Below are 25,965 nucleotides of genomic sequence, written 5' to 3' on the forward strand. Positions count from 1 at the left end.
TCAGTCTCCTCCGCCGGCAGCGGCGCCGTCGGCCGGTACCGGCTCCATGCCGGTCGGTTCCGCCGGCAGCAGGTTGTCCAGCATCCTGAGGCTGGTCGCCATGTCTTCGCGCTGCTCGAAGTCCTGGCGTAGGAACTCGAGCATGGCCGGCCAGACGCCGATGGCCTCGTCCACGCGCCGGTCCGAGCCGCGCTGATAGGCGCCCACCGCGATCAGGTCGCGGTTGTGCTGGTAGGTGGCGTAGATCTGGCGGAAACGGCTCACCTGGGCCAGCTGGTCCTTCGATGTAATCTGGTGCATCGCCCGGCTCACCGACGCCTCGACGTCGATGGCGGGATACAGGCCGGATTCCGCGAGCTGGCGCGAGAGCACGATGTGGCCGTCCAGGATGGCGCGTGCGGCATCCGCGATAGGGTCGTTATGGTCGTCGCCTTCGGTCAGTACCGTATAGAGCGCGGTAATCGAGCCGTCACCGCTCGCGCCGTTGCCGGCGCGCTCGACCAGTTGCGGCAGCTTGGCGAAGACCGATGGCGGATAGCCCTTGGTGGCAGGCGGCTCGCCGATGGCGAGCGCGATCTCCCGCTGTGCCTGGGCGAAACGGGTCAGCGAGTCCATGAGCAGCAGCACCTGCAACCCCTGGTCGCGGAAATACTCCGCGATGGCGGTGCAGAGCCAGGCGCCGTGCAGGCGCATGAGCGGCGTGTCGTCCGCGGGCGTCGCCACCACCACCGAGCGGGCCAGGCCCTCCTCGCCCAGTGTGGAGTCCACGAATTCCTTCACCTCGCGGCCCCGCTCGCCGATCATCCCGACCACCACCACGTCGGCATTGGTGTAGCGGGTCATCATGCCGAGCAGCATGCTCTTGCCGACGCCGCTGCCAGCGAACAGGCCCATGCGCTGACCGCGTCCCACGGTCAACAGTGCGTTAATGGAGCGCACGCCCACGTCGAGCGGCTCCGTGATACGCCGGCGCTCCAGCGGATTCATGCGCGTGCCCGTCAGCGGCACGCGGTCGCTCGCTCGCGGCGCCGGGAGTCCGTCCAGCGGGCGGCCGCGACCGTCGAGGACCCGCCCCAGCAGTTCCGTGCCTGCCGCCACCTCGCGCACGCCCGGCGAGGGGATCACCCTCGCGTCCGGCGCGATGCCGTGGATGTGGCCGGTCGGCATCAGGTAGAGACTCTCGCCCGCGAAACCCACCACCTCCGTCTCCACGGTATGGCCGCCCAGCGAGACCACGTCACAGCGGCCGCCCACGGCGGCCTGGCAGCCTTCCGCCTCGAGCGTCAGACCCACCGTGCGCCGCAGCGTCCCCTCCACGACCATCGGCGGCGCGTTCTCGATGCGACCCTGGTAGTGGCGCAGACGCTCGACCCAGCGGGCGGAGCGGTTCGCGGACGGTACGCCCGTGGCGGCACCCCCGCTCATGTGCGCTCGTCCTCGATCAGGCCCGCCAGCGTGCGGTTCAGACGGCTCTCAACCGTTGCGTCGATGCGGGATTTCTCGGCTTTCACCAGGCAGCCGCCGCGGGTCACCAGCGGGTCCTCGGTGAGCCGCCAGGGACGTTCTTCCTCGGCGACCGTGAGCGCCTCGCGTACCAGTGCCGCATCCTCGGGATGCAATTGCACCTCGATGCTGCGGCTGGCCACCGGCAGCATGCGCAGCGCGTCCCGGACCACCCCGATGACGTGGCCGGGATCACTCTGCAGTTCCCGGCGGAGGAGCTGGCGCACCGCCAGCGTGACAAGGCGCAGCACCTGCTCCTCCACCTCGTCGTCGAGTTCCTCGAACGGCTTGCACAGCGCGCCGAGCAGCGACTGCAGCCTGGCCGCACGCTCGCCGACGTCGTCGGCGCCGGCCTGCAGGCCTTCCTCGTAACCCTGGCGCCAGGCCTCCTCGTAGGCCTCCCGCTGCAGGGTCTCCAGCCGGCTCGCCGTGACCAGTCCCTCGTCGCCGATGTCGGGCTGCTGCCAGCGCGTGGCCGCCTTGTCGGTGGCGGACTCAGACATACTCCTCTCCGCTGGTGCCGAGGTCGAGGTCGCCGGCGTCGGCCATGCGGCGTGCGACGGTGAGGATCTCCCGCTGTGCGGTCTCGACCTCGCTCACGCGCACCGGACCCTTGACCTCCAGGTCCTCGCGCAGTAGCTGGGCGGCGCGCTTCGACATGTTGCCGAAGATCTTGTCCTGCATGGCCTGGTCGGTGCCCTTCAGCGCCAGCACGAGCAGGTCGTTGGACACCTCGCGCAGCAGCGCCTGTATGCCCCGGTCGTCCACCGAGAGCAGGCTCTCGAACATGAACATCTTCTCCGAGATGCGCTGACCCAGCGATTCGCTCTGCTCGTTGATGTAGCCCAGGATGGAATCGCCGTCCTGGGGCTGCAGGGCGTTCAGAATGTCCGCCGCCACCTTGTCGCCACCGATCTTCGCCGTCGCCGTGCGCTCGCCCATGTTCGCCTTCTTCTCGATCAATGCCTCGATCTCGGCCAGCGCGCTCTGCTGGACGTCGTCGAGCTTGGCCACGCGCATCACCACTTCGCTGCGGATCTCCTCGGGCAGCAGTTCGACCACGTGGGCGGCCTGGTCGGCATCGAGGTAGGCGAGCACGATGGCGATGATCTGGGGGTGCTCGTCGGAGATCATCTCCGCGACGGACTCGGAGCTCATCCACTTCAGCGCCTCGAGCCCGCTCGCGTCCTCGCCGATGAGGATGCGGTCGATGAACGCGTCGGCCTTGGACTCGCCGAAGGCATTCACGAGCACCTTGCGGATGTAGGCCTCGGTGCCCACGCCGAGGGAGGTCTCCTCCTCGACGATGGAAACGAAGTGGCTGAGCACGTTGTCGGCAGCGTCCTTGGAGACGTCTTTCATCTGTGCCATGGCCACGCCCAGGCGCTGCACCTCACGGGCGCTCATGTGCTTGAGTACCTGGGAGGCCTCCGCCTCGCCCAGGGTCATCAGCAGCACCGCCGCGCGTTCGGTGCCGGAATAATTCGGCTGCTCAGACATCCTCGGCTACCCATTTCTTTACGACCTGGGCCACCCGGGCCGGATCGTAGGTGGTGATATTCCTGGCTGCGGCGATCTTCTGCTCGTAGCTCAGCTGTGGATGGTGCTGCTGCGCGGGGCCGCCGAGGGCGCCTGCGCCTCCCGCGGCGGCGAGCTGGGGCGTCGACTGCTGATGACTCTGCACGATCCCGCGCAGCATGGGGCGCAGGACGCCGAAGCCGAGTGCCAGCACCAGCAGCGCGCCCAGCACCTGGCGGCCGATCGCGAGTACCTGGGGCTGCTGCCAGATCGGCGGGCCGTCCGGCGCCGCGACTTCGGGGGCCGGCTGGAACGGCGCGTTGATCAGCTGCACCGAGTCGCCACGCGCCTCGTCGAAGCCGACGGCTTCTTTCACCAGGGCGGTCATGCGGGCGATGTCCTGTTCGCCGAGACTGCCGGCATCGCCGGCCTCGCCGTCTCCGGCGCCCTCGTCCGCGGCGCCGGCCGCGGCGACGTCGTCGATCAGCACGGCGACGGACAGGCGGCGGATGGCGCCCGTGGGCGCGATCACCCGGCTCACCGTCTTGTCCACCTCGAAGTTGCGTGTGGCCTCTCGGGAGGTATTCACGGCGCTGGCGGCCTCGCCTTCCTGCGGCGCCACGCCGCCGGCCTCGGGCGGCTGATTGCTGAGCGCCCCCGGGATGCCCTGGGCCGCGTCGGAGCCGCCGCTGCGCTGGCGCTCGCTGACGGTCTCGCTGCGCACCACCGTGCTCTCGGGGTCGTAGTTCTCCCGCGTCTCCTCCTTCACGGTGAAGTCGATATCGGCGACCACCTGGGCACGGACGTTGCCGGCGCCGACCAGCGGCGTGAGGAGATCGACGATGCGCTCCCGATAGCTCTGCTCGACCGTGCGAGTGTGCTCGAACTGGGAGGCGGTGAGCGCATAGCCGTTGCGCTCGCCGTTCGAGCTCAGCATGCGGCCGTGCTGGTCGATGAGTGTGACGTCTTTCGCCATCAGATTGGGTACGCTGGAAGCCACCAGGTGCACGATGGCATCCGCCTGCTCCGGTTCCAGCTGGCGGCCGCCATAGAGGCTCAGCATCACCGAGGCGCTGGCGCCTTCCCGGTCACGCACGAAGGCGGTCTGCTTCGGTACGGCGAGATGCACGCGGGCCTCCTGCACCGAACGCACGTTGCGGATGGTGCGCGCCAGTTCGGTCTCCAGCGCATGCTGATAGCGGGCGTTCTCCATGAACTGGCTGACGCCGAAACCCTGGGGTTCCTTGATCATCTCCAGGCCCATGCCGGTGCCTTCCGGCAGACCGTTCGCCGCCAGCTCCAGGCGCGCGTCGTGTACCCGCGAATCCGGCACCATGACCGCGCCCGTACCCGGATCCAGCCGGAAGTCGATACCGGCGGTGCGCAGGGCCTCGACCACCTGGCTCCTGTCCCGCTCGGCCAGATCGCCGTACAGCTGGGTGTAGGCCGGCGACTGCGACCACAGGAACAGGGCGATGCCGATGGCCACGCTGCCGGCAACGCCCACCAGCAGCAGGACCTGGCGTACGGCCGGTATGCGCATCACGCTCGCGAAGTCCAGGTGTGACGCCGAGGCGAAGCGATTCTCGATCGGAGGGTTATTTTCCATAGGGCTTTACCGTCAACAGTAGCGTCAACCTCACACCGGCATGTTCATGATGTCCTGGTAGGCGCTGACCAGCTTGTTGCGTACCTCGGTCACCGCCTGGAACGCGAGCCCGGACTTCTGCCGGGCGAGCATGACGTCCACCAGGCTCGTATTCGGATCGCCCGCCTCGAAGCGCGCAGCGAGGTCGCCGGACTCGGCCTGCGCCTCGTTGACCGCCTTCAGCGTGTTCTGCAGCACGTCGCCGAATTCGGGACGACCGGTCGGCGGCGGCTGCACGGACTCGGGCTGCAGGCCCGGGCTCATCGCGCGGATCTGCTCCAGCAGCTGTTCGGGTCGGATCGTATTCATGGCTCTCTACCTGTGACTGTCGCGACGGCCGCGCTCAGGCGACCTCCCGGTTTCCATTGCCATTACCATTGCCGCCGGGTATGTCGACCCCGGCCTCGCGCATCTTCGCCAGCTTGTAGCGCAGGGTCCTCGCGCTGATACCGAGACGCTCGGCGGCGAACTTGCGGCTGCCGTCGCCCTCCCGCAGCGCCTCCAGGATCAGTTGCTGCTCACGCTGCCAGAGGTCGTCCTGCAGATCCCCGTCGGCGCCGCCACCGGGCGCGGCGATGTGCCCGCCGTCCTCGAAGATCAGATCGTCCGCGTCGATGGTGTCGGTCGCCGTCATGATCAGGGTGCGCTGCACCAGGTTTTCCAGTTCGCGCACGTTGCCGGGCCAGTGGTGGCCGGCCAGCTTCTGCTCCGCCGCCGGCGTCAGCGTGGGCACGTTGCGCATTCCGCCCGCATAGTGTTCCAGCGCGTTCGCCACCAGCGGCAGGATGTCGCCCCGGCGCTCGCGCAGCGGAGGGATGTTCAGCGGGAAGACGTTCAGGCGATAGAACAGGTCCTCGCGGAAGCGCGCCTCCTGGACCTGGGAGCGGAGATCCCGATTGGTGGTCGCGAGCACCCGCACGTCCAGCGGGATGGTGCGCCGGCCGCCGATCCGCTCGACCTCGCGTTCCTGCAGCACCCGCAGGAGCTTGGCCTGCAGGCCCAGCGCCATCTCCGAGATCTCGTCCAGCAGCAGAGTGCCGCCCTGGGCCTGCTCGAACTTGCCCGGGCTCGCGCTGGTGGCACCGGTGAACGCGCCCTTCTCGTGACCGAACAGGACGGCCTCCAGCATGTTCTCCGGGATCGCCGCGCAGTTGATGGCAACGAACGGCGCCTCCGCCCGCGGCGAGCACCGATGGATATAGCGGGCGAATACTTCCTTGCCCGTGCCGCTCTCCCCGCTGATGGTCACGGTGGCCTCGCTGGCGGCAACACGCTCGGCAACCTTCAGCAGAACCCGGGTCGTCGGGTCCCCGGACACCGGGCCGTTGCCGCCCGGGGTCGGGCGGAGGTGGCGGCCCACCGTATCGACCAGTTCCCGCGCCTCGAAAGGCTTCACCAGGTAGTAGGCAGCGCCGAGGCGCATGGCCTCGACCGCTTTCTCGATCGTGCCGTAGGCCGTCATGAGCACCACGGGCAGACTGGCGTAACGGCGTCGGAGCGTCTCCAGCAGCGCCACGCCGTCCATCGGCTCCATCTGGACGTCGCTGACCACGAGATCGACGGTGTGGCGTTCGAGCCGTGCGAGCGCGCTCTCGCCGCAATCGGCCGTGACGACGTCGTGGCCGGCCGCCTCCAGCGTCGCCGTCAGCGCCTCGCGCAGATCGGCATCGTCCTCGACGATCATGACACGGGTCACGCGGCTCTCGCTCATGGGTTGCTCCTGAACTCCGGATGGTGGCGGGCACCGGCCGCGGCCGCCTCGCCCGCCCGGCCGAAGGCCGTCCGGCTCGCCAGCAGCGGCTGATCCGCCCTGGCGGGCAGCCGCAGCAGGAAGGTGGCCCCGTCATCGTGGTTCTCCACCGAAACGCTGCCACCGTGGGCACCCGCGACCGAGCGGACCACGGCCAGGCCGAGTCCGGTGCCCTGACGGCGGGTGGTGAAGAACGGCTCGAAGATCCTGTCCCGCAGGGCGTCGTCGACGCCGGGCCCGTTGTCCGTCACGGTGAGCCAGATCTCGCCGGCGTCCGTGCGCGCGGCGCCCAGTTCCACACGCGCCGTGTCACCCGCCACCTGCAGGGCGTTCTGCACGAGGTTGGTGAGCGCGCCCGCCAGAGCGGGACGATTGCCGCTCATCGTGAGGCCCGGCTCGGCCATCACCACCTTTACCACCGCTGCCGGTGCATCGCCCGGCGCATCGGGTGCAGCGGCTTCGGCCACATCCTCCAGCAGCCTGGCCACGGGGAAATGCTCGGCCGTGCCGCGGCCGCCGCCCGCGAACACCACCATATCGTTGATCATCTGTTCGAGCTCGCGCAGCTTGGCGATGGCGCGGCCGGCGAACCGGCACGTCAGCGCGGGCTCGGTGGCACCCTGCTCGATCTGGGAGACGTACAGCAGCGCCGAGGCGAGCGGCGTGCGGATCTGGTGCGCGAGACGCGCCGTCATCTCCCCCATGCTGGAGAGCCGGCTCTGGCGTTCCGCCGTCTCCTGCAGCCGCCGGGTCTCGGTCACGTCGGCGAGCAGCAGGATCTCGCCCGGCTCCGTGCCGAGCGAGCGGCGCGACAGCGCCAGCCAGCGACCGTCGGGCAGCCGCAGTTCGCCGGCCGAATCGCGTACCGTGCCGAATTCCCGGTCGATGACCTCGGCCCAGGTCAGACCGATCAGGGGGCGGTCAAGCATTTCGACGGCGCGGTTGTTGCACTCGACGATGATGCCGTCGCCGTCCAGCACGATCACCGCGCCTGGCAGCGACTCGAGCAACAGCGCCAGCCGGTTGCCGAGGCGCTCCTTCTCCAGCAGCTGCTCCATACGCTCGGAGCGCGCCTCGGCGAGCTGCCGGCTCAGCGTCAGCACTTCGCGCTGCAGCGCGCGGTACACGGCCTCGAGACCGGTGCGGCGCGCATCTGCGCCTGCTGCGCTCTCGGGTCCGGCACTGGGTTTCGCTTCACTCGTCAATCCGCTGCTCCGTCTTGTTCGCCTTGCGTACTCGACCAGTCCGTCACTCTGGTCCGTCGGATCCCTGCCGGATCCCTGGCGGAGCCGTGCATCCGCCGGTCCCGGCACAGGGTCCGGTGTTATCCAAGCAAGTCTTATGCCAACTTGGATTAGTCGCAAAAACAGAGGGTTATGCGAACGCCGCCGGGCGGCCGGCGTCAATTTCCCGACAGGGCGTCGGTATTCAGGCCGTGCTTGCGCAGCTTCTCGACGAGTGTGGTGCGCTGCATGTTCAGCCGGCGCGCGGCTTCCGCCACGGTGCCGCCGGCCTCGCGCAGGGCGCGACTGATCAGCCGGACCTCGATATCGGCGAGGTAGGAGCGCAGGTCCAGACCGTCGGCCGGCAGATCCGCTGACGGCGCGGCTCCCGCACCGGCAGCGGGCCTCGCCTGCCGGTACTTCTCCGGCAGGTCGTCCAGGCCGATCACGCCGGAGGGGTGCAGGATGGCGAGACGCTCGACCAGATTACCCAGCTCACGCACGTTGCCCGGCCACGGATAGACGGACAGCGCCTCCATGGCCTCCGTAGTCAGGCGAAAGCCGTCGCCGCCTTCCGGCGACCGGGCGACCATGAGTTCGTCGAGCAGCGACGGCAGGTCGTCCGCCCGCTTCCTGAGCGGCGGCATCTCGATGGGAAAGACGTTGATGCGGTAATAGAGGTCCTCGCGGAACTCGCCCGCCTCGATGGCGGCGCGCAGGTCCCGGTGGGTGGCGCAGACGATCCGGCAGCGGCATTCCAGCGAGTCGGCGCCTCCCACCCGCTCGAAGCGGCGTTCCTGCAGCACACGCAGGAGCTTCACCTGCATGGCCAGGCTCATGTCGCCGATCTCGTCCAGGAACAGTGTTCCCGCGCCGGCGAGCTCGAAGCGGCCGGGACGGGATTTCACCGCGCCGGTGAACGCGCCCTTTTCGTGGCCGAACAGCTCGCTCTCCAGCAGCTCCGGCGGGATCGCCCCGCAGTTGACCGGGACGAAGGGCTGGTCCCGCCGCGGCGACAGATCGTGGAGGGTGCGCGCCACCAGCTCCTTGCCCGTCCCGGACTCGCCGGTGACCAGTACGCTGGTATCGAAGTCGGCCACCTGCTCAATCGCGTGGCGGACGGCCTGGATGTCGGCGGAACTGCCGGTCAGGCGCTGGCGCCGGTCGCCGTCGCCATAGCGCCTCGCCCGCTGCAGCAGGCGATTGAGCTCGGAGCGGCGCATGCTGGCCGCCAGCGGCCAGACCGGATGGCCGGTAAGCGCCGCGGGCGGCTCGTCGTCCCCGCCGTCGTTCAGCACGAGGAAGGGGATCTTGCGGCGGACGGAGAGGAGGGAGCGGATCAGGGTCAGCAGAGCGTCGTCGTTGCCGGCATCGCCCAGCAACACCGCCGTCCACTCGCCATCCGGTCCGGTGTTCCGATCGGCGGCCGCCGCTTCGCAGCCGAGGTATTCGAGCCGGTTCAGCAGGGACTCGCGGCGCTCCGCGTCCTGCTCGACCACCAGTATGCGACTGACCGTATTCTCGCTCTCGTTGTCGCTCACGCCCTGTATGGCTCCTCGGTTGCACACGCGGGATGATACAGGGTCGACAGGGTAATGGTGTCAGTGCCGCCGACGTCGTGACGGCGGTCACAATACGGCGGCTTATGTGAAATCAGGCCTCGGTGGGGTCGAGCGAGTTGGCCGCATTGGCAATGCTGCGACGGCTCTGGCGATTCTGACCTCCGTAGGCGTGCACGGCCTTGCGGCCGTTATCGAGCTGACGCAGCTCAGCCGCGACAGCGTCACGCGCCTTGCGGGCCATCGCCAGGATCTCGCCGTCCTGTTCGAGGAGCCGCCGCAGCGGGTCCGCATGATCTGCCGCGGGCGGGCCGGCGAGAAGCTCGCGTACCAGACCGTCGCGCGCGGTCAATGCCGCTCCCACGGCCTCCCAGTCGCCCTGCCCCGCGCAGCGGCGCATCTCGTCGGAGAGTGATTCGATTTCGGCGAGCGCTCGCGTCACACAGCGCCCCCGGCGGTGGCGGCGCCGGTCCGGTCTGCCACCTGGTCGGCCACCTGGTCGGCAATGGCTTCCCAGGCGCTCTTGATCTCACGCACCAGCGAGGCGACTTCGTTCAGCGCGGAAGGGTCGTCATGCAGCTGCGCGTGCAGCAGCCGACGGGACATGTAGTCATAGAGCGCGGCGAGATTGGAGGCGATGTCGCCGCCCTTGTCGCCGTCGAGGCTGACCCGCAGCCCGTCGACGATGGAGATGGCCTTGCCGATGTGCTCCCCCTTGCCCGCGGTATCGCCGCGTTCGACGTGGCCCCGGGCGATGGCGATCCTCGCCAGCAGACGGTCCAGCATGAGCTGGATCAGCTGGTAGGGGTTCGCGTCCGCCACTTCCTGCTCGACGTGCATCTTCCGGTAATCACGGAGTGCGTTGGGACCGGCTGCGTAAGTCATCTGCTGTGTGTCCTCTGGTTCTCTGGTCGCCCCCGCATGAGGAGCTCGTTTCCGGGATGCCTAGGAGTCCTTGCCCGGCGTGGGCAGGTTGGCGAGCTGCTGCGCGAGGAAGCTGCTGGTGTTGTTGAGCTGGCTCACGAGCGAGTCGAGGGCGTTGAACTGGCGCAGCAGACGTGTCTCCAGCGCCTCCAGGCGCCGGTTCAGCGACTCACGCTGCTCCTCGATGCGCTCGATGCGATTGTTCAGGCCTTCCGTGCGCGTCTCGATAGCGCCGTCGTCCGACAGTGCCCGGTCGACGCGGTCGAACAGGCGCACCGCGAATCCGTCCTCGGCGGCGAACAGCCGGCCGACGTCCTGGAAGTTGGTGCCCAGCGCCTCGTCCAGCCGGGTGTCGTCGACGGCCAGCTTGCCGTCGATCTGCAGGCTCACGCCGATCTCCGCCAGCGTGCCGAACGGGCTCTGGCTGTTGCCGGCGGGCGTGGAGAACTCGCGGCGCAGTTGTGCCTCGAGCCCGCGCAGCGTGGCGTCACCGAGCAGCGGGCCGCCCTGCTGTGTCTCCTGGTTGTAGCTCGTCAGCGAGCCGACCGTGTCGACGAGCTCGTTGTAGCTCTCGACGAAGTCCGTGATTGTGGAGCGGACCGCGGCCACGTCGTACTCGATGACCGCGTCGTTGGTCTCGCCCGGCGCGGCGCCGAGCAGGTCGATGGAGACGCCGTCGATCGCGCCGGTCACCGTATTGGTTTCGCTGTAGACGTCGAAGCCGTCGATGCGCACCTGAGCGTCCTGGGCCGCCTGGGACAGCGTCAGGGAACCCGTGCCCGCCGCCGCGTCGTAAGTCAGCGCCGCGAGTTCACCGGTGACGCCGACGTTGCCGCCGCCATTGCCGCCACCATTGCCGCCGCCATTGCCGCCACCGTTACCACCGCCATTGGCGCCGTCAAGCACTTCGGCGACCGAAATCGAGCGCGATGCACCCGTCTTCGTCCCCGACAGGATCAGGTAGCTGCCCGCATCGGCGTTCACTATGGTCGCGCTGACGCCGGCGTTGTCCACTGCCGCGTTGATGGCGTCGCGGATGCCGGCCAGCGTGTTGTTGTCTTCGGTGATTTCGACGTCGAAACTGAGCGCGCCTACGCTGATCCTGAGCGTGCCGGTACCCACCACGGCGTCGGAGTCGGCGAAGGCGCCGGAGGTCAGCTTCGCCGACTGGGCCAGCTGCACCACCTCGACGGAGTAGCTCGCGGGTATCGCGGTCTCGTCCGGGACCACCGCGAACAGCTCCTCGTTGCCGGAACTCGCCTTCCGGGTCAGCAGCGAGTTCAGCGACTTCATGCCGTCGAGCTGGTCGCGGAAATCGGACAGGGCGGATTTGAGCGTACCGTAGGCGGACAGCTCGGACTGCGCCCTCGCCTCCTGCCGCGCGAAGCGCTGCTGCGCAGGCTGGCCCTCGGCCGCGACCAGCTGCTCGACGATGCCGCCGACGTCCAGTCCCGATCCGATGCCCGTGGAGGTGATGCTCGCCATGTCGGTCGCTACCCTTTCCTGCTGTCTCGTTCGTGTCTGGCGGCCGGCTTGCTCCGGCCACTCTGAATGTCAGCTACTGCAATCCAAGAAGCGTGCCATTTCAGGCCTGGCTGTCGTTGGAGGAGCGGTCCAGCTCCGGCAGCAGCTCTCCCCAGGGTATGGAGCGGACCAGTTCGCCGGTTTTCGAATCCGTAACCCGCACGGTTGCGGGATTTTCGCTGTAGTCGACGGCGAAGCGCAGATACATGCCGGAGCGGATGCTGCCGCTGTTCAGCTGATGTACGGCGAGTTCCAGCTGATGCCGGACGTCGCGGGGCGCGGAAAACGGCAAGGTCGTGCCAGCCGCCGGCGTCTCGTTGCCGCCGTGGAGATCCGCCTCGCCGGTCGTTGCCGGCCGGATCGCGGTATGAGCCTGGTAGCCAGCGTCATGCGTTCTCATGCTTGCCCCATTCGTTCGTGAAGTCGCCGTCCGGGAGGAGAGAAGGAAGGGGCGGCACGCGGCCGCCCCTCCCCCATGCTGCGATTGTCAGTGCGATTACAAATGCTATCGCTCTGGCTCTCGCTTACTGCAGGAGGCTCAGCGCCAGCTGAGGCTGGGCGTTCGCCTGTGCGAGCACGGCCACACCGGCCTGCTGCAGGACCTGCGCCTTGGTCAGGTTGGCGGTCTCGGCAGCGAAGTCGGCGTCCAGAATCCGGCCCCGGGAGGCAGCCAGGTTCTCGCTCACCGTCTGCAGGTTGGTGATGGTGGACTCGAAGCGGTTCTGGATGGCACCCAGGTTCGCCCGGAGGCCGTTCACGTCCGTCAGAGCGGAGTCGACACGGGCGATGGCGAAGTTGGCGCCCGCGACCGTATCAATCGCAACGTCAGACATTGCCCCAGCATCGGCAACCGTTGAAATGGCGCCGAGGCCAGTCTCAACGCCGGAATCGGCAACAGTAACGCCCGTCTCATCAGTGAGCAACCGCACCTCACCACCGTCGACAAACGCTGCAACACCCGCGATATTGGCGTTATTAATGGCGTCCGCTGTCTGCTGGGCGTCAAAGCCCTCCAAAACGGAAACCGAGGTGACTCCCGCGGAAGTCGTGATGTCGAGCGTTGCGTCGCCGGTCAAGGTCGTGAAGCCGGAACCCACATCAGTATTAACTTCACCGATCGCAGCAGACGTCACGTCGGTCTCCAGGCTCACGCTAATCGTCTCACCGACGTTGGCGCCCACCTGGAACGTGGCCGAACCGAAGGAACCGTCCAGCACCTTCAGACCGTTGAAGTTGGTCTGCTTGGCGATGCGGTCGACCTCGGCGATACGCTCGGTTACCTCGGCGTTCAGCGCCGCACGGTCGGAGGCGGAGTTGCTGGCGTTGGCCGACTGGACGGCCAGCTCGCGGATGCGCTGCAGGTTGTTGGTGAGCTCACCCAGGGCGCTCTCAGTGGTCTGGGCCAGGGAGATGCCGTCACTCGCGTTACGCACGGCCTGGTTCAGGCCGCGGATCTGCGTGGTGAAACGCTCGGAAATCGCAAGACCGGCAGCGTCGTCTTTGGCGCTGTTGATCCGAAGGCCCGTGGACAGCCGCTCCAGCGACGTGTTCAGCAGACCCTGCGACTGGCTGAGGTTGCGCTGCGCATTGAGCGAGGCAACGTTAGTGTTGATCGACTGTGTCATTACATACACTCCTTCCGATATTTGCTGGTCTGCCGCTCAGCTTCCCGCACACCATGTCCGGGCTCTGCCTCACCGCAGTACAGCTTCTTTATCGGTCGGAACGGGCCTTACTTGAGCCCGGAACGCCATTTGCGGGCCTGAATTGCCGCAGACGTGAAGCAGTCCACACTTTTGGCGCGCGGCTCCGGGCCTGACCAACGACAAGGCCGTGAGAACGGCCGCCGATTCGGCACAAAAAAGCCCCGTTTCGGCACAGCGAAACGAGGCTTCGGAAGACGCAGCTAACGCTTAAAGGACGCTGAACAGCGACAGCGACTGGATGCGCACGAAGGACTTCTGCGCGGCCTCCAGGCTGTTGATCTGCTCGGCCAGGCGGGTCAGCGCCTCGGTGTAGTCGAGGTCCTCGATCTCGGAGATGGTCTGCTCCACGGTGATGGCGAAGCCCTCGTTCGCGTCGCGCTGGTCCTCTATCGCCGCCAGGCGGGAGCCGACGGTGGCGCGCACGTCGAGCAGGTTGCCGATGGCCCGGTCGAGATCGCTCATACTCGAGTTGAGATCGTTGGTCAGGGCCGCCCGGCTGGCGTCGTTCGTGGTCGGGCGTTCCAGCGCGTCGGCGAACCGATCCAGCGTCTCGAAGACGCTCTGGTCGCGGCTCGGCTCGACGGTGAACTCGTCGCCCGCCGCCGGGGCGCCGCTGATGCTGACGACGACGCCGGCGAACTCGATGGAAGAACCCGGCTCGAAGCCGCCGGAGGCCACCAGGGCGCCGGAGCCGTCGGTCACTTCCCAGGCATCGTCGGCGACGAAGCTGACGGTGTAGGTGTCCCGGCTCCAGGCGGCCGGATCCGTCACCGCGCCGGAGTCGATGATGCCGGAGCCGCCGTTGCCGGCGGCCGCGGCGGTCGTGAACGTGCCGTTGCCCCGCGGGATGCGCTCGAACACCCGCGCGCCCGAGTCGCCGTCGGCGATGCGCCGGCCCTCGGCGATCTCGACGAAGCGCTGGCCTTCGTCGCCGTTGTACACGGCGCCGTCGGCGGTGGCGCTGAACGGCTGCACCTTGTCGCTGTAGCCGGAGAAGAGATAACGCCCGGTGGTGTCCTGGGTGTTGGCGATCTGGATCATTTGATCCTTTAGCTGGCGGATCTCGGTGGCGATGAACGCGCGGGTCTCGTTGCTCTGTGTGCCGTTGCTCGCCTGCACGGCCAGCTCGCGGGCGCGCTGCAGCAGATCGCCGGCGCTCGCCAGCGCCTGCTCCTCCACCGACAGGCGGCTTTGCGCCAGGTTGCCGTTGCGGTCGAACTGCTCGATGCGCGAGGACAGCTCACGCAGCTCGATGCTGCGCGCCGCGCCGATCGCATCGTCCGACGGCGCGAGCAGCCGCTTGCCGCTGGCGATCTGCTCCTGGGTGCGGGCGAGCGCCGACTGCAGCTCCTGCATCTGGCCGAGACTCGCCCGGAACATCCCTGCGGTGGATATGCGCATCAGTCTCGCCTCCTAGCGGCGGAACGCCCCGATCAGGGTCTCGAACAGGGTATTGGTCACGCCGATGAGCTGGGCGGCCGCCTGATAGGCCTGCTGGTAGCGCATCAGGTTTGCGGCCTCCTCGTCCAGGTTCACGCCGGACTTGTTACTGAGCGCCTGCTCGGCGTCCTCGCGCACGACGGTCTGGGCATCGAGGCCGATCTGCGCCTGGCGGCTGACGGTGCCCACCTCGGCGACCAGACGGCCGTAGCTCTCGGACACCGCGACGGTGCCGCCCGCCAGCAGACCGCGGGTCTGCACCTCGGCGAGGCCGAGCGCGTTGCGGTTGTCGCCCGTGCCGCCGGCATTGGCCTCGATGCGGAAGACGTCACCGGCCGCGGGCGCACCGGTGATGACCACCCGGGTGCCGTTGATGTCGATGGCGTCGCCGCTGGTGTAGGAGAACGAGCCTGCGCCGTCGATGGTGTAGGTATCCGCTGCCGTGAACTCGATGACCGCGCCGCCGCGCAGATCCGGATCGGCCGGGTCGATCACCTCACCGGCCGATATCTGTGCGTCACCCACGTTGTCCGTGCCGGTTGCCGTGCGCACGGGCGCCGCCAGCGCGACGGACTGGGCGTCGGCGACGGTGCGGGTGAGCGTCCCCGCCGCACCCTTGGCCGGCTGGATCAGGTATCGGTCGCCGGCGGCCGCGCCGGCGCCCGTCGTGATCTCCAGTCCGCCGGCCAGGAACGGATCGCCCGCAGTGCCGGCGCCGGTCATCGGGATGGCCTGGCCGTTGTCGGCCCGGGTCAGCGACCAGGCGCTGCCGTCGTAGCTCATCACGTAGTCGGTGCTCTGCAGGCCTGACACGTCGGCGACCACCGCGTCCACATCTGCCGTGCCGCTGTTGCGCGACGAGACCAGCACCGCAGGATCGCCGACGCCGAAGAATTCACCGCCGAGGCGGCCGTTCAGGTCCATGCCGACCGCGTGTTGTTCGTTGAAGGCCGTGGCCAGCGCCACTGCCGTTTCGCCGATGGCCGTGCGGGTCGGGTCGAGCACCAGACGGCGGAAGTCCATCATGCCGCCGATGGCGCCGCCGGAGAGATCGCCGCCGAGGGCACCGGTGCCCGCGTCGCCCTCGTAGACCACCTCCAGGCGGCGCGGATCGAATTCGCTCGGCTGCGTGGCCAGCTGCCGGGCCTGGCTGCCGGTCACCAGCGTCTGGCCGTTGCCGATGAAGACGTTGAGGGCGCCATCGCCCTGGGGCACGGTCGTCACAGCCACCTGCTCGGAGAGCCTGCGGATCAGCAGATCACGCTGGTCGAGCAGATCGTTCGGCTGGCCGGAGACACCCGCCTCGGCGCTGGCGATCCGGCGGTTCAGTTCGGCGACCGCCGTCGCCAGCTCGTTGACGTCCGTCACCGACTGGCGCAGGCGCCCGTTGATGTCCTTCTCCAGCGACTGCAGGCGGCCATCCAGGAAGTCGAAGCTGGAGGCCAGCGTGTCCGCCTGGCTCACCAGGGCCTGGCGCGCCGGCACGGACGCCGGATCGCCGGCCGCATCCTGCACGGCGTTGAAGAAGTTCTGGATGGCCGGGGCGAGGCCCACGCTGGGGTCGGACAACAGGTTGTCCACCTGGCCCGAGAGCCCGGCCAGCGTGTCGAGCCGCGCCTGGGAGGTGGTCGCGGCCGACAGCTCGTTGCCGAGGAACTCGTCGTAGATCCGGCGCACGTTCGCGACGTTGACGCCGGAGCCGATGTACTGGTTACCGATCAGGCCGGGCTCGCGCGTCTCCAGGTCGACCCGCTGGCGGCTGTAGCCCGGCGTGCTCGCATTGGCGATATTGTGCCCGGTGGTCTCTATGCCGCGCTGGAATGACAGCAGGGCAGAGACGCTTGTGGAGAGAATATTCGGCATGGTCCCTCGTCAGCACGCTCCCGTCAGAAGGAGAAGCGTTCCCTGTCTATCGGCATCAATCCGCCGAACTTGAGTGATTCCAGCGCCCGGCCCATGGTCTCGGAGCCGAGCAGCGACTTGATCTTGTCGGCATAGGCGGGGTCGGTGGCGTACCCGGAGGCCTGCAGCGCCTCGGCGTAGCCCGCCACGTCGTCGCCCCGGTCCAGCACGTTCTCGTAGCGCGGATTCGAGCCGAGCAGCCGGGCGTAATCGTCGAATCCGGCCCCCAGGGACGGATAAGCCCGGAAGCTCGCCACCTCCGGACGGGCCGCCCCACCCCGGTATTCGATGGTGCGCACGCTGACCGCATCGCCCTGCCAGCCGCCGCTGGCCTTGATACCGAACAGGTTCAGCGAGCTGCGACCGTTCTCATCCGCGATCACATGTTTGCCCCAGCCCGTCTCGAGCGCCGCCTGGGCGATCAGAGCCCGGGGATCGACGTTCAGCCTGTCTGCCGCCCGGCTGGCGTAGGGCCAGAGCTTTCGCACGAACTCCGCCGGGCTCTGCCACAGCGGCCGCTCGGTGGTGCCCTCCACCGGCACCCGACGGCCGATGGCCGGCGCCTGGTCCATGGCTCTGCCCAGCTCTTTGCCAATGCCCAGGGCGTCCACATCACCGCCGGCGCGCTGACTACCGCCCAGCTGGCGCACCAGCAGGTCGGCGAAGCCCAGGCCCGGCCCGCCGGAGATCTCCACGGCCATCTGCTTGTCGAACAGGTCCTGATAGGTCTCCGACGCATTGCTGTTGCCGAAGATCGGGTCGCCCATGCTGGCATCGCGCATGGATTTCAGCATGGTCTGCAGGAAGATCGCCTCGAACTGGTTGGCGGCCTCGCGCAGCGCGGCATCCCCGCCGCCGCGGGCCTCCGTGCGCAGCGCCGTGAATTGCTGGAAATCGGTGACGACGGGTTTCACGGGTGCGTCCTCAGATGACCAGCAGCTCGGCGCGCAGCGCGCCCGCCTGCTTCAGGGCCTCGAGGATCGCCACCAGGTCCCCCGGCGCCGCGCCCACCCGGTTCACGGCCTGCACGATCTCGTTCAGGCTGGTGCCGGGCTGGAACAGGAACATGCGATTCGCCTCCTGGGTGATCTCCACCTCGGAATCCGGCAGCACCACCGTCTCGCCCTCGCTGAAGGGCTGCGGCTGGCTGGCGAAGGGCTGTTCGCTGATGGTCACCACCAGCGAGCCGTGGGAGACCGCGGCCGGGCGCACCCGCACCTGGGAGCCGATCACGACGGTGCCGGTGCGCGAGTTGATGATGACCCGCGCGGGCGCCAGCCCCGGGTCCACCTCGAAGTTCTCGAGCACGGAGACGAAGGAGGTCCGCTGGGAGGCATCCCGGGGAGCGCGCACCCGCACGGACACCGCGTCGATGGCCCGCGCCATGTCGGCACCGAGCCGCTCGTTGATGCCGTCGGCCAGCCGGTGGGCAGTGGTGAAGTCCGGCGAATGCAGGTTCAGCATGATCGCATCGCCCTGGTCGAAGGCCGTGGCCACCTCGCGCTCGACGGTGGCGCCGTTCGGGATGCGGCCCGCGCTCGGCACGTTCACCGTCACGCTGGAACCGTCGCGGCCCGACGCGCCGAAGCCGCCGACCACCAGGTTGCCTTGGGCGACGGCGTAGATCTGGCCGTCGGCGCCGCGCAGCGGCGTCATCAGCAGGCTGCCGCCGCGCAGGCTCTTCGCGTTGCCGATGGAGGAGACGGTCACGTCGATGGTCTGGCCCGGCTTCACGAAGGGCGGCAGATCGGCATGCACCGACACGGCGGCCACGTTTTTCAGCTGCGGGTTCACGTTCGGCGGCACGGTGATGCCGAACTGGGTCAGCATGTTCTTCAGGCTCTGCACCGTGAACGGCGTCTGGCTGGTCTGGTCGCCGCTGCCGTCGAGGCCGACCACCAGGCCGTAGCCCACGATCTGGTTGTTGCGCACGCCGGCCACGGAGGCGAGGTCCTTCACCCGCTCGGCCTGGGCGGCACCGGCCGCGAGCACCAGAACGCAGGCGGCCGCCGCGGCCGCTGCCTGGCGGAAGTTCGGGAACCGTTTGTGGTTGTTCATGGTGCGGCGACCTCAGTAGGGATTCAGGATGGAGTTGAAGAACCGGGACAGCAGTCCCATGCGGTTCGCGGCGGCCAGCACGCCCTTGCTGGAATAAGTGATGCGGGCGTCCGCCACCTTGCGGGAGGACACCGAATTGTCCGGCTCGATGTCGTAGGGCCGGATGATCCCGGACAGGCGGATGAACTCCTCGCCCTGGTTCAGCGTCACCCACTTCTCGCCCCGCACCCGCAGGTTGCCGTTGGCCATGCGCTCGACCACCGTCACCGTGATGTCCCCCTGCAGGCTGTTCGACTGACTGCTCGCGCCCTCGCCCGAGAACTCCGAGCTGCCGTCGAGCGAGCCGGAGAGGATCGGCACCCCGTCCTTGGTGACCGGCCGGCCGAACACCGTCGGGCCGGTGTACTCGGCGCTGGTGTTCTTGTCTGTCGAGGTCTGGGCGTTCTTGCTCGCCGCGGTCTGCTCGTTCAGCCGGACCGTAAGGATGTCGCCCACGCGGCCGGCACGCAGGTCCTCGAACAGCCGCACGTCGCTGCCGGCCTGGTAGATGGAGCCATCCGGCTCGGCGGGCTGCGGCGGCGCTACCGGCTGCGGCGGAGCATAGCTCTCCGGGTAACGGGGCGCGCTGCCGCAGGCCGCCAGCAGTGCCGCGACGGTGGCAACGGTGGCGACGGTCTTGATTCGTTTCAGTGCATCCATGGGATCGCTCTTGGTCCTGCCTCTGCGCCCGGGTTCATTCAGGCTCAGAGGTTGTTGTTCACGTACTGCATCATCTGGTCGCTGGTCGAGATGGCCTTGGAGTTCATCTCGTAGGCGCGCTGGGTCTCGATCATGTTGACCAGCTCCTCGACCACGTTGACGTTCGAGCCCTCGAGTGCGCCCTGGATCACCGTGCCGAGACCGTTCAGTCCGGGTGTGCCGGGCTGGGGCGAACCGCTGGCCGCGGTCTCGAGATACTGGTTCTCGCCCCTGGGCTGCAGGCCCGCGGGGTTGATGAAGTCCACCAGCTGCAGCGTGCCCACCTGCACGGGCGACGCCTGGCCGGCGAGCTGCACGGACACCGTGCCGTCGGAGCCGATGGTGATGCTCTGCGCCGCGTCCGGGATGGTGATACCCGGCTGCAGCAGGTAGCCGCTGGCCGTCACCAGTTCGCCCTGGGCGTTGCGCTTGAAGCTGCCGTCACGGGTATAGGAGGTGGTGCCGTCCGGCAGCTGCACCTGGAAGAAACCGCGGCCCTGGATGGCCGTGTCCAGCGCATTGCCGTTCTGCAGCACGTTGCCCTGGGTGAACAGCTTCTCGGTCGCCACCACCCGCACGCCGGTACCGAGCATCATGCCCGAGGGCAGCTCGGTGTCCTGGGAGGTCTGGCCGCCCGCCTGGCGCACATTCTGGTACATGAGATCCTCGAACACCGCACGGCCCTTCTTGAAGCCAGTGGTGTTCACGTTCGCCAGGTTGTTGGAGACCACGGACATGCGCGTCTGCTGCGCATCGAGGCCGGTCTTGGCGATCCAGAGTGACTGATTCATCGTTTAGCTCCTGATTTCCCTTGCCGTAATCCGCTCAAGCGGATGCTGTCATCCGCTCATGCTGAGCAGTTGCGCGGCCTTGTCGGCGTCCTCGGCGGCGGTGGTCATCACCTTCACCTGCAGCTCGTAGCGGCGCGCCAGATCGATCATGTTCACCAGCGTCTCCGCCACGTTGACGTTGCTGGACTCGAGCGCGCCCGAAGTCAGGCGCACCTCGGCATCCGCCTCGGCCACCGCGCCTTCCTTCAGCCGCAGCAGACCGTCCGCGCCCTTCTCGAGCTGCTCGGCCTCCGGGCGCACCAGCTTGATGCGATCCACCGTGGCGAGCGTCTCCGGTCCCTGCCCCAGGGGCCGGATGGAGATGGTGCCGTCGGCGCCGACCGTGATGCTGGCATGGGGCGGCACGGCCACGGGCCCGCCGTTGCCCATCACCGGATGGCCCGCGCCGTTGGTCATGACACCCACCGAGTTGACCCGCAGATCGCCGGCCCGCGTGTAGGCCTCGCTGCCGTCCGGCGCCTGCACTGCGATGAATCCTTCGCCCTGCACGGCCACGTCCAGCTCCCTGCCGGTGCTCATCGTCGCGCCCCGGCGGTGGTCCGTGCCGTAGTTCTCGGCGACGGCATTCACCCGGGTCGGCTCGCCGAAGCCCTGGATGGGCAGCGCGCTGAACGCGTGCAGATCGGCCCGGAAGCCGGTGGTGCTGGCGTTGGCCAGGTTATGGCTGTTGACGGACTGCGCGAGCTCGGTCTGCTTCGCGCCGGTCATCGCCACGTAGACGAGATCATCCATTGTTCATGTCCATCGGTCAGAGTCGTGTCGGTCGATGTGCGTCATCAGCGGATGTTGATGACCGTCTGGGTCACCGTGTCCGCCGTGGAGATCATCTGCGAGTTGGCCTGGAAGTTGCGCTGCGCCGTGATCATGTTCACGAGCTGCTCCGTGAGATCCACGTTGCTTGCCTCCAGGGCACCGGACTGGATCAGGCCGAAGCTCGAGGTACCGGCCTCGCCGAGGCGGGCATCACCGGAGGTGAAGCTCTCGCCCCAGGACGTATCCTCGAGCTGCTGCAGGCCGCCCGCATTGGCGAAGTCCGCCAGCGCTATCTTGCCGAGCTCCGTGGACTGGCCGTTGGTGAAACGGGCAAACAGGATGCCCTCGGAGGTCACCTCGATGCCGGTCAGTCGGCCGGTCGCGAAGCCGTCCTGGGACAGCGAGTTCACGCCGAAGTTGCTGCCGAACTGGGTCGCCCCGTCCAGGTTCAGGGACATCGTGATGTCCGCCGCGCCGTTGCCGGGCGCGTAGGCCGGCAGGTTGATCACGCCGCCCACGGGCGACTGCAGCTGACCGTCATTGCCGAAGACCAGCTGGTCGCCGGCACCCACGACATTGCCGTCCACGGTGAACTGGGTGTTCCAGGTGTTGGTGGCGGCATCCTTCAGGAAGTAAAGCGTTCCTGTGTGGGCCGCGCCCAAGGAGTCGTAGATGGTCACGGACGTCGTGTGATTGAAGGTGTTCGGATCCGTCGGGTCGAAGGGCGTGATCGACGGCACCTCGGCATCCGCGGGCAGGTTCACGCCGTAGTCGATCGCCGTGGTGGACTGGGGCGGATTCGCGCCGGTGCTGAGCTGTACGTCGTTCAGCGAGCCGGTGTTGAAATTGCCGTCGCCGGACGGCGGATAGGCCTGCAGGCGCTTGCCGGCCGGGTTCACCACGAAGCCGTTGTTGTCCACGCTGAAGTTGCCGGCGCGGGTATAGACCCGGGAGCCGTTGTCGCTCAGCACGAAGAAGCCTTCGCCGCCGATGGCCAGATCCAGCGCGTTATCCGTGAAATCCACGTTGCCCTGGGCGAACTGCTGGGAAATATTCGACAGGCGCACGCCGGAGCCGACCGCAGAGGAGCCCGTGCTCTGGGTGCCCACGGCAAAGACCTCGGCGAACTCCGCCCGCGAGCCCTTGAAGCCCGTGGTGTTCACATTGGCGATGTTGTTGGCGGTGACCCCCAGGTCAGCCGATGCGGCATTCAGGCCGCTGAGTGCGATGCGAAAAGGCATGATGCTGTCTCCTTAGACGAAAACCCGATGACTGTGACTATCTATACGTCCGTGCGGATCAGAGGATGCGATCGACTTCGCTGAGCCTGAGCGATCCCTCTCCCGCGATGTTCAGCGTGAGCCCCTGCCCGTTACGGCCCAGGGTCACGCTCTCGATGGTGGCGCCGACCAGCGTCTGCGCGTTCTCTACCTGATTACCCCGGCTGACGATGGTCGACACCCGGTAGTTGCCCGGCGCGGCCGCCTCGCCCTCGGTGTTCATACCGTCCCACCGCCACTGGGTGAGGCCGGACCCCCGGCCGCCCAGCTCGAGGCGGCGCACCAGCTGGCCGGTCTGGTCGGTGATCTCCACGGTCACGCCTGAGGCACCGGCCGAGAGATTGACGGCGCCGTTCAACGTCCCGCCGTCGGCCAGATAGCCCTGGTCAGTGCGGGCGAGCACCTGGTGGCCGACGAGCCCGGCGGCCTGCAGCGCCTGGTCCGAATAGATGGACTCCGAAAGGGCGCTGAAAGAATTCTGCAGATCGCCGATGCCCGACACCGTGCCGAACTGGGCCAGCTGGCTCAGGAACTCACCGTTGCTCATCGGCTCCATGGGATCCTGGTTGCGGAACTGGGCGATCATCAGCTCGAGGAACTGCTCCTGGCCCAGCTCGTCCTTTGCCGTGGTGGGCTCGGATTCGCGCCGGGTGGCTATGCCCAGGCTGCCCAGGTCCTCGAAACCGTTGATGGAATCCATGTGTTCTCCTCCGGCTTACCGGCTCTGGTTACAGGCGCTAGCGGCCGAGCTGCAGCGTCTGCAGCATCAGGTCGCGCGTGGTCTTCAGTATCTCGATGTTGTTCTGGTAGGAGCGCGAGGCCGACATCATGTTGACCATCTCCTCCACCGCGTTGACGTTGCTGAGGTAGACGTTGCCGTTCTCGTCAGCCTCCGGATGCTCGGGCCGATGCTGGACGGTGAGCGGCGCCTGGCTCTCGACGATGCCGAGCACCCGCACGCCGGCGGCGTGGCTCTCGCCGGCGCCCGTCGCCGCCTGCATGGCGGTAGCGAACACCGGATGGCGGGCGCGATAGACCTTGTTCGGGTCGCCGCTGACACTCTCGGCATTGGCCAGATTGCTGGCCGTGGTATTCAGCCGCAGCGACTGCGCGTTCATCGCGCTACCCGCGGTATCGAATATCCGGAACATCGACATCATTCACTCCCCTTGATCGCGAGCTTCAGCGTGCGGACCTTGCCGTCCAGGAACATCAGGCTGGCGCGGTAGCGCAGCACGTTCTCGGCGAACTCCGCCTGCTCCACGTCGGGCTGCACCGTGTTGCCGTCCTGGGACGGCTGATGCGGCAGCCGGTACTTCAGCTCTGCCCCGCCCGGTCCGCTGCTGGCATCCAGATGGCCGGCATGGGTCTTCGCCATTGCGACCCGCCCGGACTGCGCACGCTCGAGCGCCGCACCGAAATCCAGATCACGCGCCTTGTAGTTGGGCGTGTCCGCATTGGCGATGTTGGTCGCCAGCACCTCGGTGCGCATGGAGCGCAGCTTCAGTGCCATTGCGTGTTGTCCGAAAGGGTCGATCTTCATCGTGTCTCTCTGGTCCGCAGGCACTTTGCCCGCTTCCGCCGGATTCACAGCAAATGCCGTGCCAACTCTGCAAGTGGCTGATATTCATGGAGGTCGCCCCGGCAGAAGTCTCGGAGCGGCAAAGGGCTGCCGCTGCCGGCGGCAAAGGACTGCAGCCGCAGACGGCACGGTGGGCGTCCCGCGCGCGGCCCGGCCGGCCGGCGACCCTGGGAATCGCTGGCACAGCTCTTGCATCAGGGATGGCGACCGGAAGCGGAGTCAGGGCGGCAGCGTCCGCACCATAAACCCGCGATGCGCCGCACAGCGCGTATCCGGGCCTCAAGCCTGCTTCCGGACGACGAGGGATAAGTCATGCAGAGTGGTTATGCAGAGTGACGGGACATTGACGGCAGCGACTGAAATCCGGCGCGGATGGTCCGTGCTGGCCGCGCTCGCGATCGTTCTCGTCCTGTTCGCCTCCGGGGCCGCTGCCGCCGACTGGCAGCCGGTGGAGTCCATCCGCGAGACGGCAGCCCGTTACGCTGCGGGCCAGCTTGACGCGGACGGCGACGACATCCGCGTGGAGGCTGGCGAGCTGGACACCCGCCTGCGGATGAACCGCTGCGACGTGCCGCTGTCCGGCTTCCTGCCGAACGGCATGGGCAACGGCAACCGCCTGGTGGTGGGTGTGCGCTGCGAGGGCTCGAAGCCGTGGAAGCTCTTCGTGCCGGTGCGCATCGCCCGCTACGCCGACGTGCTGGTGATCTCGCGCTCGCTGCCCCGCGGCCACGTGCTGACGGCCGGAGACGTACACACGGAGAGGCGCGACCTGTCCAGCCACCTCAAGACTTACGCGGGCAGCCTGCGCCAGTTGCCGGGACGGCGACTGAAACGGCCCGTGCTCGCCGGCACACCGATCACCCACAACATGGTGGACGCAGAGCAGATCGTCCGGCGGGGCCAGAAGGTGACCCTGGTAGTGGACAGCGGCAGCATGAAGATCCGCATGGCGGGAAGGGCCCTGTCCGACGGCGCCCTGGACCAGCGCATCCGGGTGGAGAACGTGTCTTCGCGGCGGATCGTCGAGGGGGTCGTACGGTCCGCCGAAGTCGTTGAAATTAGGATGAATTGACCATATACGGCATGATAAATGAATTGTCACCCAACGCTAAAGTTCTGCGCGGAATCGCCGATACACGGGATAACACAGACTCATGTCTGAGGTAGCCAGTTATGTCCAATAAGATTGATGGAACGAATCAGGGGCAGCCGATCGGCCCGAACGGGGTCGGCGGCAGCCGGCCGAGCGCGGGGGCGGCGCAGCGCACCGGTCAGGCGAAGGAAGCGCCGGTACCGGGCGGCGAGACCGTGCAGCTCACCAGCAACGCCCAGATGATGGAGCGCATGAGTTCGATGCTGGAGAGTCTGGAAATGCAGAACGAGCGTCTGGACGCCATCATGGAGTCTATCGCCAGCGGCGATTACGAGATCGATGCGGAGAAGATCGCCGCGCGTCTGATGATGTTCGAGAGGAGCCTCGGCAGCGACTCATGAGCCACGCTGACGCGACAGCCTGCGCAGGCGCACTCGAGACCGTGATCCGTGAGGCGCTTGCGACCGCGCAGCGACTGGAGTCGGCACTCGCGACCGAGCGCGCCGCGCTCGAGGCGCGGGACACCGCGGCGCTGCACACGGCCGGCGCCGGCAAGCAGGAACTTCTGTCCCGGCTCGACCAACTGGACGGACGGCGCCGTCGCCTGCTCGCCGATCATGGCTACCCGGCGGACCAGGGCGGTGTCGAGGCGGTACTCGCGGCCTGCGCGCCCGCTCATCCGCTGAGCGGTCTGTGGCGGGAACTCGGCGAGATCGCCGGACGCTGCCGGGACGCGAATACGGCCAACGGGGCCATCGTCCATCTTCGCCAGCGGCAGATCGGGCGAGCGCTCGACGTGCTGCGCGGGGTGCCGGAAGGCACGGCGCCGGTCTACGGCGCCGACGGCAGCAGCACCCGCGCCGGCGGCCGCGCTTTCGGCAGCGCCTGAACGGCCAGAGGCCACCAGCCCCGC

27 protein-coding genes are annotated in these 25,965 nt (G+C 67.9%); 3 read left to right on the forward strand and 24 right to left on the reverse strand.

From position 1 onward, the window contains the following. The 24 genes from fliI to flgB form a co-directional block, all read right to left on the reverse strand. Positions 1–1,425, reverse strand: a complete 1,425-nt coding sequence (gene fliI, locus ACJMKX_RS06590) for a flagellar protein export ATPase FliI (protein ID WP_405222747.1) — start codon at positions 1,423–1,425, stop codon at positions 1–3. Continuing rightward, positions 1,422–2,006 carry a FliH/SctL family protein gene (locus tag ACJMKX_RS06595; protein ID WP_405222750.1) on the reverse strand — a complete coding sequence of 195 codons (585 nt, stop codon included), beginning with the start codon at positions 2,004–2,006 and terminating at the stop codon, positions 1,422–1,424. Before ACJMKX_RS06595 ends, fliI begins: the two co-directional genes overlap by 4 nt. Further along, positions 1,999–3,003 (reverse strand): flagellar motor switch protein FliG, encoded by a 1,005-nt coding sequence (gene fliG / locus ACJMKX_RS06600; RefSeq protein WP_405222753.1) that lies wholly within the window; start codon positions 3,001–3,003, stop codon positions 1,999–2,001. The genes ACJMKX_RS06595 and fliG overlap by 8 nt, the downstream gene beginning before the upstream one ends. Beyond that, positions 2,996–4,630: a flagellar basal-body MS-ring/collar protein FliF gene (gene fliF / locus ACJMKX_RS06605; RefSeq protein WP_405222756.1), complete on the reverse strand. Its 1,635-nt coding sequence runs from the start codon at positions 4,628–4,630 to the stop codon at positions 2,996–2,998. Before fliF ends, fliG begins: the two co-directional genes overlap by 8 nt. A 30-nt stretch (positions 4,631–4,660) precedes the next feature. Then, positions 4,661–4,978, reverse strand: coding sequence for a flagellar hook-basal body complex protein FliE (gene fliE, locus ACJMKX_RS06610; RefSeq protein ID WP_405222759.1), 318 nt, complete (start codon positions 4,976–4,978; stop codon positions 4,661–4,663). Between the two features lie 34 nt (positions 4,979–5,012). Beyond that, positions 5,013–6,380 (reverse strand): sigma-54-dependent transcriptional regulator, encoded by a 1,368-nt coding sequence (locus ACJMKX_RS06615; protein WP_405222762.1) that lies wholly within the window; start codon positions 6,378–6,380, stop codon positions 5,013–5,015. After that, a complete protein-coding gene (locus ACJMKX_RS06620; RefSeq protein ID WP_405222764.1) occupies positions 6,377–7,624 on the reverse strand; it encodes a sensor histidine kinase in 1,248 nt (415 codons plus the stop codon). Before ACJMKX_RS06620 ends, ACJMKX_RS06615 begins: the two co-directional genes overlap by 4 nt. 197 nt (positions 7,625–7,821) lie before the next feature. Then, entirely contained in the window at positions 7,822–9,183 is a 1,362-nt protein-coding gene (locus ACJMKX_RS06625) for a sigma-54 dependent transcriptional regulator (RefSeq protein WP_405222767.1), read from the reverse strand. Positions 9,184–9,295: 112 nt separating this feature from the next. Continuing rightward, a complete protein-coding gene (locus ACJMKX_RS06630; RefSeq protein WP_405222769.1) occupies positions 9,296–9,643 on the reverse strand; it encodes a flagellar protein FliT in 348 nt (115 codons plus the stop codon). After that, positions 9,640–10,086, reverse strand: a complete 447-nt coding sequence (gene fliS, locus ACJMKX_RS06635; RefSeq protein WP_405222772.1) for a flagellar export chaperone FliS — start codon at positions 10,084–10,086, stop codon at positions 9,640–9,642. The genes ACJMKX_RS06630 and fliS overlap by 4 nt, the downstream gene beginning before the upstream one ends. 60 nt (positions 10,087–10,146) lie before the next feature. Then, complete coding sequence (gene fliD, locus ACJMKX_RS06640) at positions 10,147–11,610, reverse strand: flagellar filament capping protein FliD (protein WP_405222775.1); 1,464 nt, start codon at positions 11,608–11,610, stop codon at positions 10,147–10,149. Between the two features lie 100 nt (positions 11,611–11,710). Further along, positions 11,711–12,049: a flagellar protein FlaG gene (locus tag ACJMKX_RS06645; protein ID WP_405222777.1), complete on the reverse strand. Its 339-nt coding sequence runs from the start codon at positions 12,047–12,049 to the stop codon at positions 11,711–11,713. Between the two features lie 124 nt (positions 12,050–12,173). Continuing rightward, positions 12,174–13,274, reverse strand: coding sequence for a flagellin (locus tag ACJMKX_RS06650; protein ID WP_405222780.1), 1,101 nt, complete (start codon positions 13,272–13,274; stop codon positions 12,174–12,176). 288 nt (positions 13,275–13,562) lie between these two features. After that, positions 13,563–14,756, reverse strand: a complete 1,194-nt coding sequence (gene flgL, locus ACJMKX_RS06655; protein WP_405222783.1) for a flagellar hook-associated protein FlgL — start codon at positions 14,754–14,756, stop codon at positions 13,563–13,565. A 12-nt stretch (positions 14,757–14,768) separates the two neighbouring features. Then, on the reverse strand, positions 14,769–16,658 hold the full coding sequence (gene flgK, locus ACJMKX_RS06660) for a flagellar hook-associated protein FlgK (RefSeq protein ID WP_405222786.1): 1,890 nt from the start codon (positions 16,656–16,658) through the stop codon (positions 14,769–14,771). 23 nt (positions 16,659–16,681) lie between these two features. Beyond that, positions 16,682–17,611 (reverse strand): flagellar assembly peptidoglycan hydrolase FlgJ, encoded by a 930-nt coding sequence (gene flgJ / locus ACJMKX_RS06665; protein WP_405222789.1) that lies wholly within the window; start codon positions 17,609–17,611, stop codon positions 16,682–16,684. Between the two features lie 10 nt (positions 17,612–17,621). Further along, the gene (locus tag ACJMKX_RS06670; RefSeq protein ID WP_405222791.1) at positions 17,622–18,755 is read right to left on the reverse strand and encodes a flagellar basal body P-ring protein FlgI; all 1,134 of its coding nucleotides are present in this window, start codon (positions 18,753–18,755) and stop codon (positions 17,622–17,624) included. A 12-nt stretch (positions 18,756–18,767) separates the two neighbouring features. Further along, positions 18,768–19,454: a flagellar basal body L-ring protein FlgH gene (flgH, locus tag ACJMKX_RS06675; RefSeq protein ID WP_405222794.1), complete on the reverse strand. Its 687-nt coding sequence runs from the start codon at positions 19,452–19,454 to the stop codon at positions 18,768–18,770. Between the two features lie 44 nt (positions 19,455–19,498). Continuing rightward, positions 19,499–20,284: a flagellar basal-body rod protein FlgG gene (flgG, locus tag ACJMKX_RS06680; protein ID WP_405222797.1), complete on the reverse strand. Its 786-nt coding sequence runs from the start codon at positions 20,282–20,284 to the stop codon at positions 19,499–19,501. Positions 20,285–20,332: 48 nt separating this feature from the next. Continuing rightward, positions 20,333–21,076, reverse strand: a complete 744-nt coding sequence (gene flgF / locus ACJMKX_RS06685; protein WP_405222800.1) for a flagellar basal-body rod protein FlgF — start codon at positions 21,074–21,076, stop codon at positions 20,333–20,335. A gap of 44 nt (positions 21,077–21,120) precedes the next feature. Beyond that, positions 21,121–22,338, reverse strand: coding sequence for a flagellar hook protein FlgE (gene flgE, locus ACJMKX_RS06690; protein ID WP_405222803.1), 1,218 nt, complete (start codon positions 22,336–22,338; stop codon positions 21,121–21,123). A 58-nt stretch (positions 22,339–22,396) separates the two neighbouring features. Further along, the gene (locus ACJMKX_RS06695) at positions 22,397–23,077 is read right to left on the reverse strand and encodes a flagellar hook assembly protein FlgD (RefSeq protein WP_405222806.1); all 681 of its coding nucleotides are present in this window, start codon (positions 23,075–23,077) and stop codon (positions 22,397–22,399) included. 37 nt (positions 23,078–23,114) lie between these two features. Beyond that, on the reverse strand, positions 23,115–23,534 hold the full coding sequence (gene flgC / locus ACJMKX_RS06700) for a flagellar basal body rod protein FlgC (RefSeq protein WP_405223792.1): 420 nt from the start codon (positions 23,532–23,534) through the stop codon (positions 23,115–23,117). Beyond that, positions 23,534–23,920, reverse strand: a complete 387-nt coding sequence (flgB, locus tag ACJMKX_RS06705) for a flagellar basal body rod protein FlgB (protein WP_405222809.1) — start codon at positions 23,918–23,920, stop codon at positions 23,534–23,536. Before flgB ends, flgC begins: the two co-directional genes overlap by 1 nt. Positions 23,921–24,338: 418 nt before the next feature. On the opposite strand from flgB, the gene flgA reads away from it, so the two are divergent. From flgA to ACJMKX_RS06720, 3 genes are all read left to right on the forward strand, one after another. Beyond that, a complete protein-coding gene (gene flgA / locus ACJMKX_RS06710; RefSeq protein WP_405222812.1) occupies positions 24,339–25,031 on the forward strand; it encodes a flagellar basal body P-ring formation chaperone FlgA in 693 nt (230 codons plus the stop codon). 101 nt (positions 25,032–25,132) lie between these two features. Beyond that, entirely contained in the window at positions 25,133–25,453 is a 321-nt protein-coding gene (gene flgM / locus ACJMKX_RS06715) for a flagellar biosynthesis anti-sigma factor FlgM (protein WP_405222815.1), read from the forward strand. Continuing rightward, positions 25,450–25,941 carry a flagella synthesis protein FlgN gene (locus ACJMKX_RS06720; RefSeq protein ID WP_405222818.1) on the forward strand — a complete coding sequence of 164 codons (492 nt, stop codon included), beginning with the start codon at positions 25,450–25,452 and terminating at the stop codon, positions 25,939–25,941. Before flgM ends, ACJMKX_RS06720 begins: the two co-directional genes overlap by 4 nt. The last annotated feature ends 24 nt before the right edge of the window (positions 25,942–25,965 follow it).

Origin of the sequence: Lentisalinibacter sediminis, assembly GCF_040706615.1 — a bacterium.
Lineage (GTDB): Bacteria > Pseudomonadota > Gammaproteobacteria > Steroidobacterales > Woeseiaceae > Lentisalinibacter > Lentisalinibacter sediminis.

Coding starts and splice junctions, on each gene's coding strand:
- flgF (WP_405222800.1), bottom strand. CDS start 21,076: ATGGATGATCTCGTCTACGTGGCGATGACCGGCGCGAAGCAGACCGAG.
- fliF (WP_405222756.1), bottom strand. CDS start 4,630: ATGGAAAATAACCCTCCGATCGAGAATCGCTTCGCCTCGGCGTCACAC.
- fliD (WP_405222775.1), bottom strand. CDS start 11,610: ATGGCGAGCATCACCTCCACGGGCATCGGATCGGGACTGGACGTCGGC.
- ACJMKX_RS06595 (WP_405222750.1), bottom strand. CDS start 2,006: ATGTCTGAGTCCGCCACCGACAAGGCGGCCACGCGCTGGCAGCAGCCC.
- flgG (WP_405222797.1), bottom strand. CDS start 20,284: ATGAATCAGTCACTCTGGATCGCCAAGACCGGCCTCGATGCGCAGCAG.
- ACJMKX_RS06650 (WP_405222780.1), bottom strand. CDS start 13,274: ATGACACAGTCGATCAACACTAACGTTGCCTCGCTCAATGCGCAGCGC.
- flgC (WP_405223792.1), bottom strand. CDS start 23,534: ATGTCGATGTTCCGGATATTCGATACCGCGGGTAGCGCGATGAACGCG.
- ACJMKX_RS06670 (WP_405222791.1), bottom strand. CDS start 18,755: ATGAACAACCACAAACGGTTCCCGAACTTCCGCCAGGCAGCGGCCGCG.
- flgE (WP_405222803.1), bottom strand. CDS start 22,338: ATGCCTTTTCGCATCGCACTCAGCGGCCTGAATGCCGCATCGGCTGAC.
- fliS (WP_405222772.1), bottom strand. CDS start 10,086: ATGACTTACGCAGCCGGTCCCAACGCACTCCGTGATTACCGGAAGATG.
- ACJMKX_RS06720 (WP_405222818.1), top strand. CDS start 25,450: ATGAGCCACGCTGACGCGACAGCCTGCGCAGGCGCACTCGAGACCGTG.
- ACJMKX_RS06645 (WP_405222777.1), bottom strand. CDS start 12,049: ATGAGAACGCATGACGCTGGCTACCAGGCTCATACCGCGATCCGGCCG.
- ACJMKX_RS06695 (WP_405222806.1), bottom strand. CDS start 23,077: ATGGATTCCATCAACGGTTTCGAGGACCTGGGCAGCCTGGGCATAGCC.
- fliG (WP_405222753.1), bottom strand. CDS start 3,003: ATGTCTGAGCAGCCGAATTATTCCGGCACCGAACGCGCGGCGGTGCTG.
- flgK (WP_405222786.1), bottom strand. CDS start 16,658: ATGCCGAATATTCTCTCCACAAGCGTCTCTGCCCTGCTGTCATTCCAG.
- flgL (WP_405222783.1), bottom strand. CDS start 14,756: ATGCGCATATCCACCGCAGGGATGTTCCGGGCGAGTCTCGGCCAGATG.
- flgM (WP_405222815.1), top strand. CDS start 25,133: ATGTCCAATAAGATTGATGGAACGAATCAGGGGCAGCCGATCGGCCCG.
- flgB (WP_405222809.1), bottom strand. CDS start 23,920: ATGAAGATCGACCCTTTCGGACAACACGCAATGGCACTGAAGCTGCGC.
- ACJMKX_RS06615 (WP_405222762.1), bottom strand. CDS start 6,380: ATGAGCGAGAGCCGCGTGACCCGTGTCATGATCGTCGAGGACGATGCC.
- flgH (WP_405222794.1), bottom strand. CDS start 19,454: ATGGATGCACTGAAACGAATCAAGACCGTCGCCACCGTTGCCACCGTC.
- fliE (WP_405222759.1), bottom strand. CDS start 4,978: ATGAATACGATCCGACCCGAACAGCTGCTGGAGCAGATCCGCGCGATG.
- fliI (WP_405222747.1), bottom strand. CDS start 1,425: ATGAGCGGGGGTGCCGCCACGGGCGTACCGTCCGCGAACCGCTCCGCC.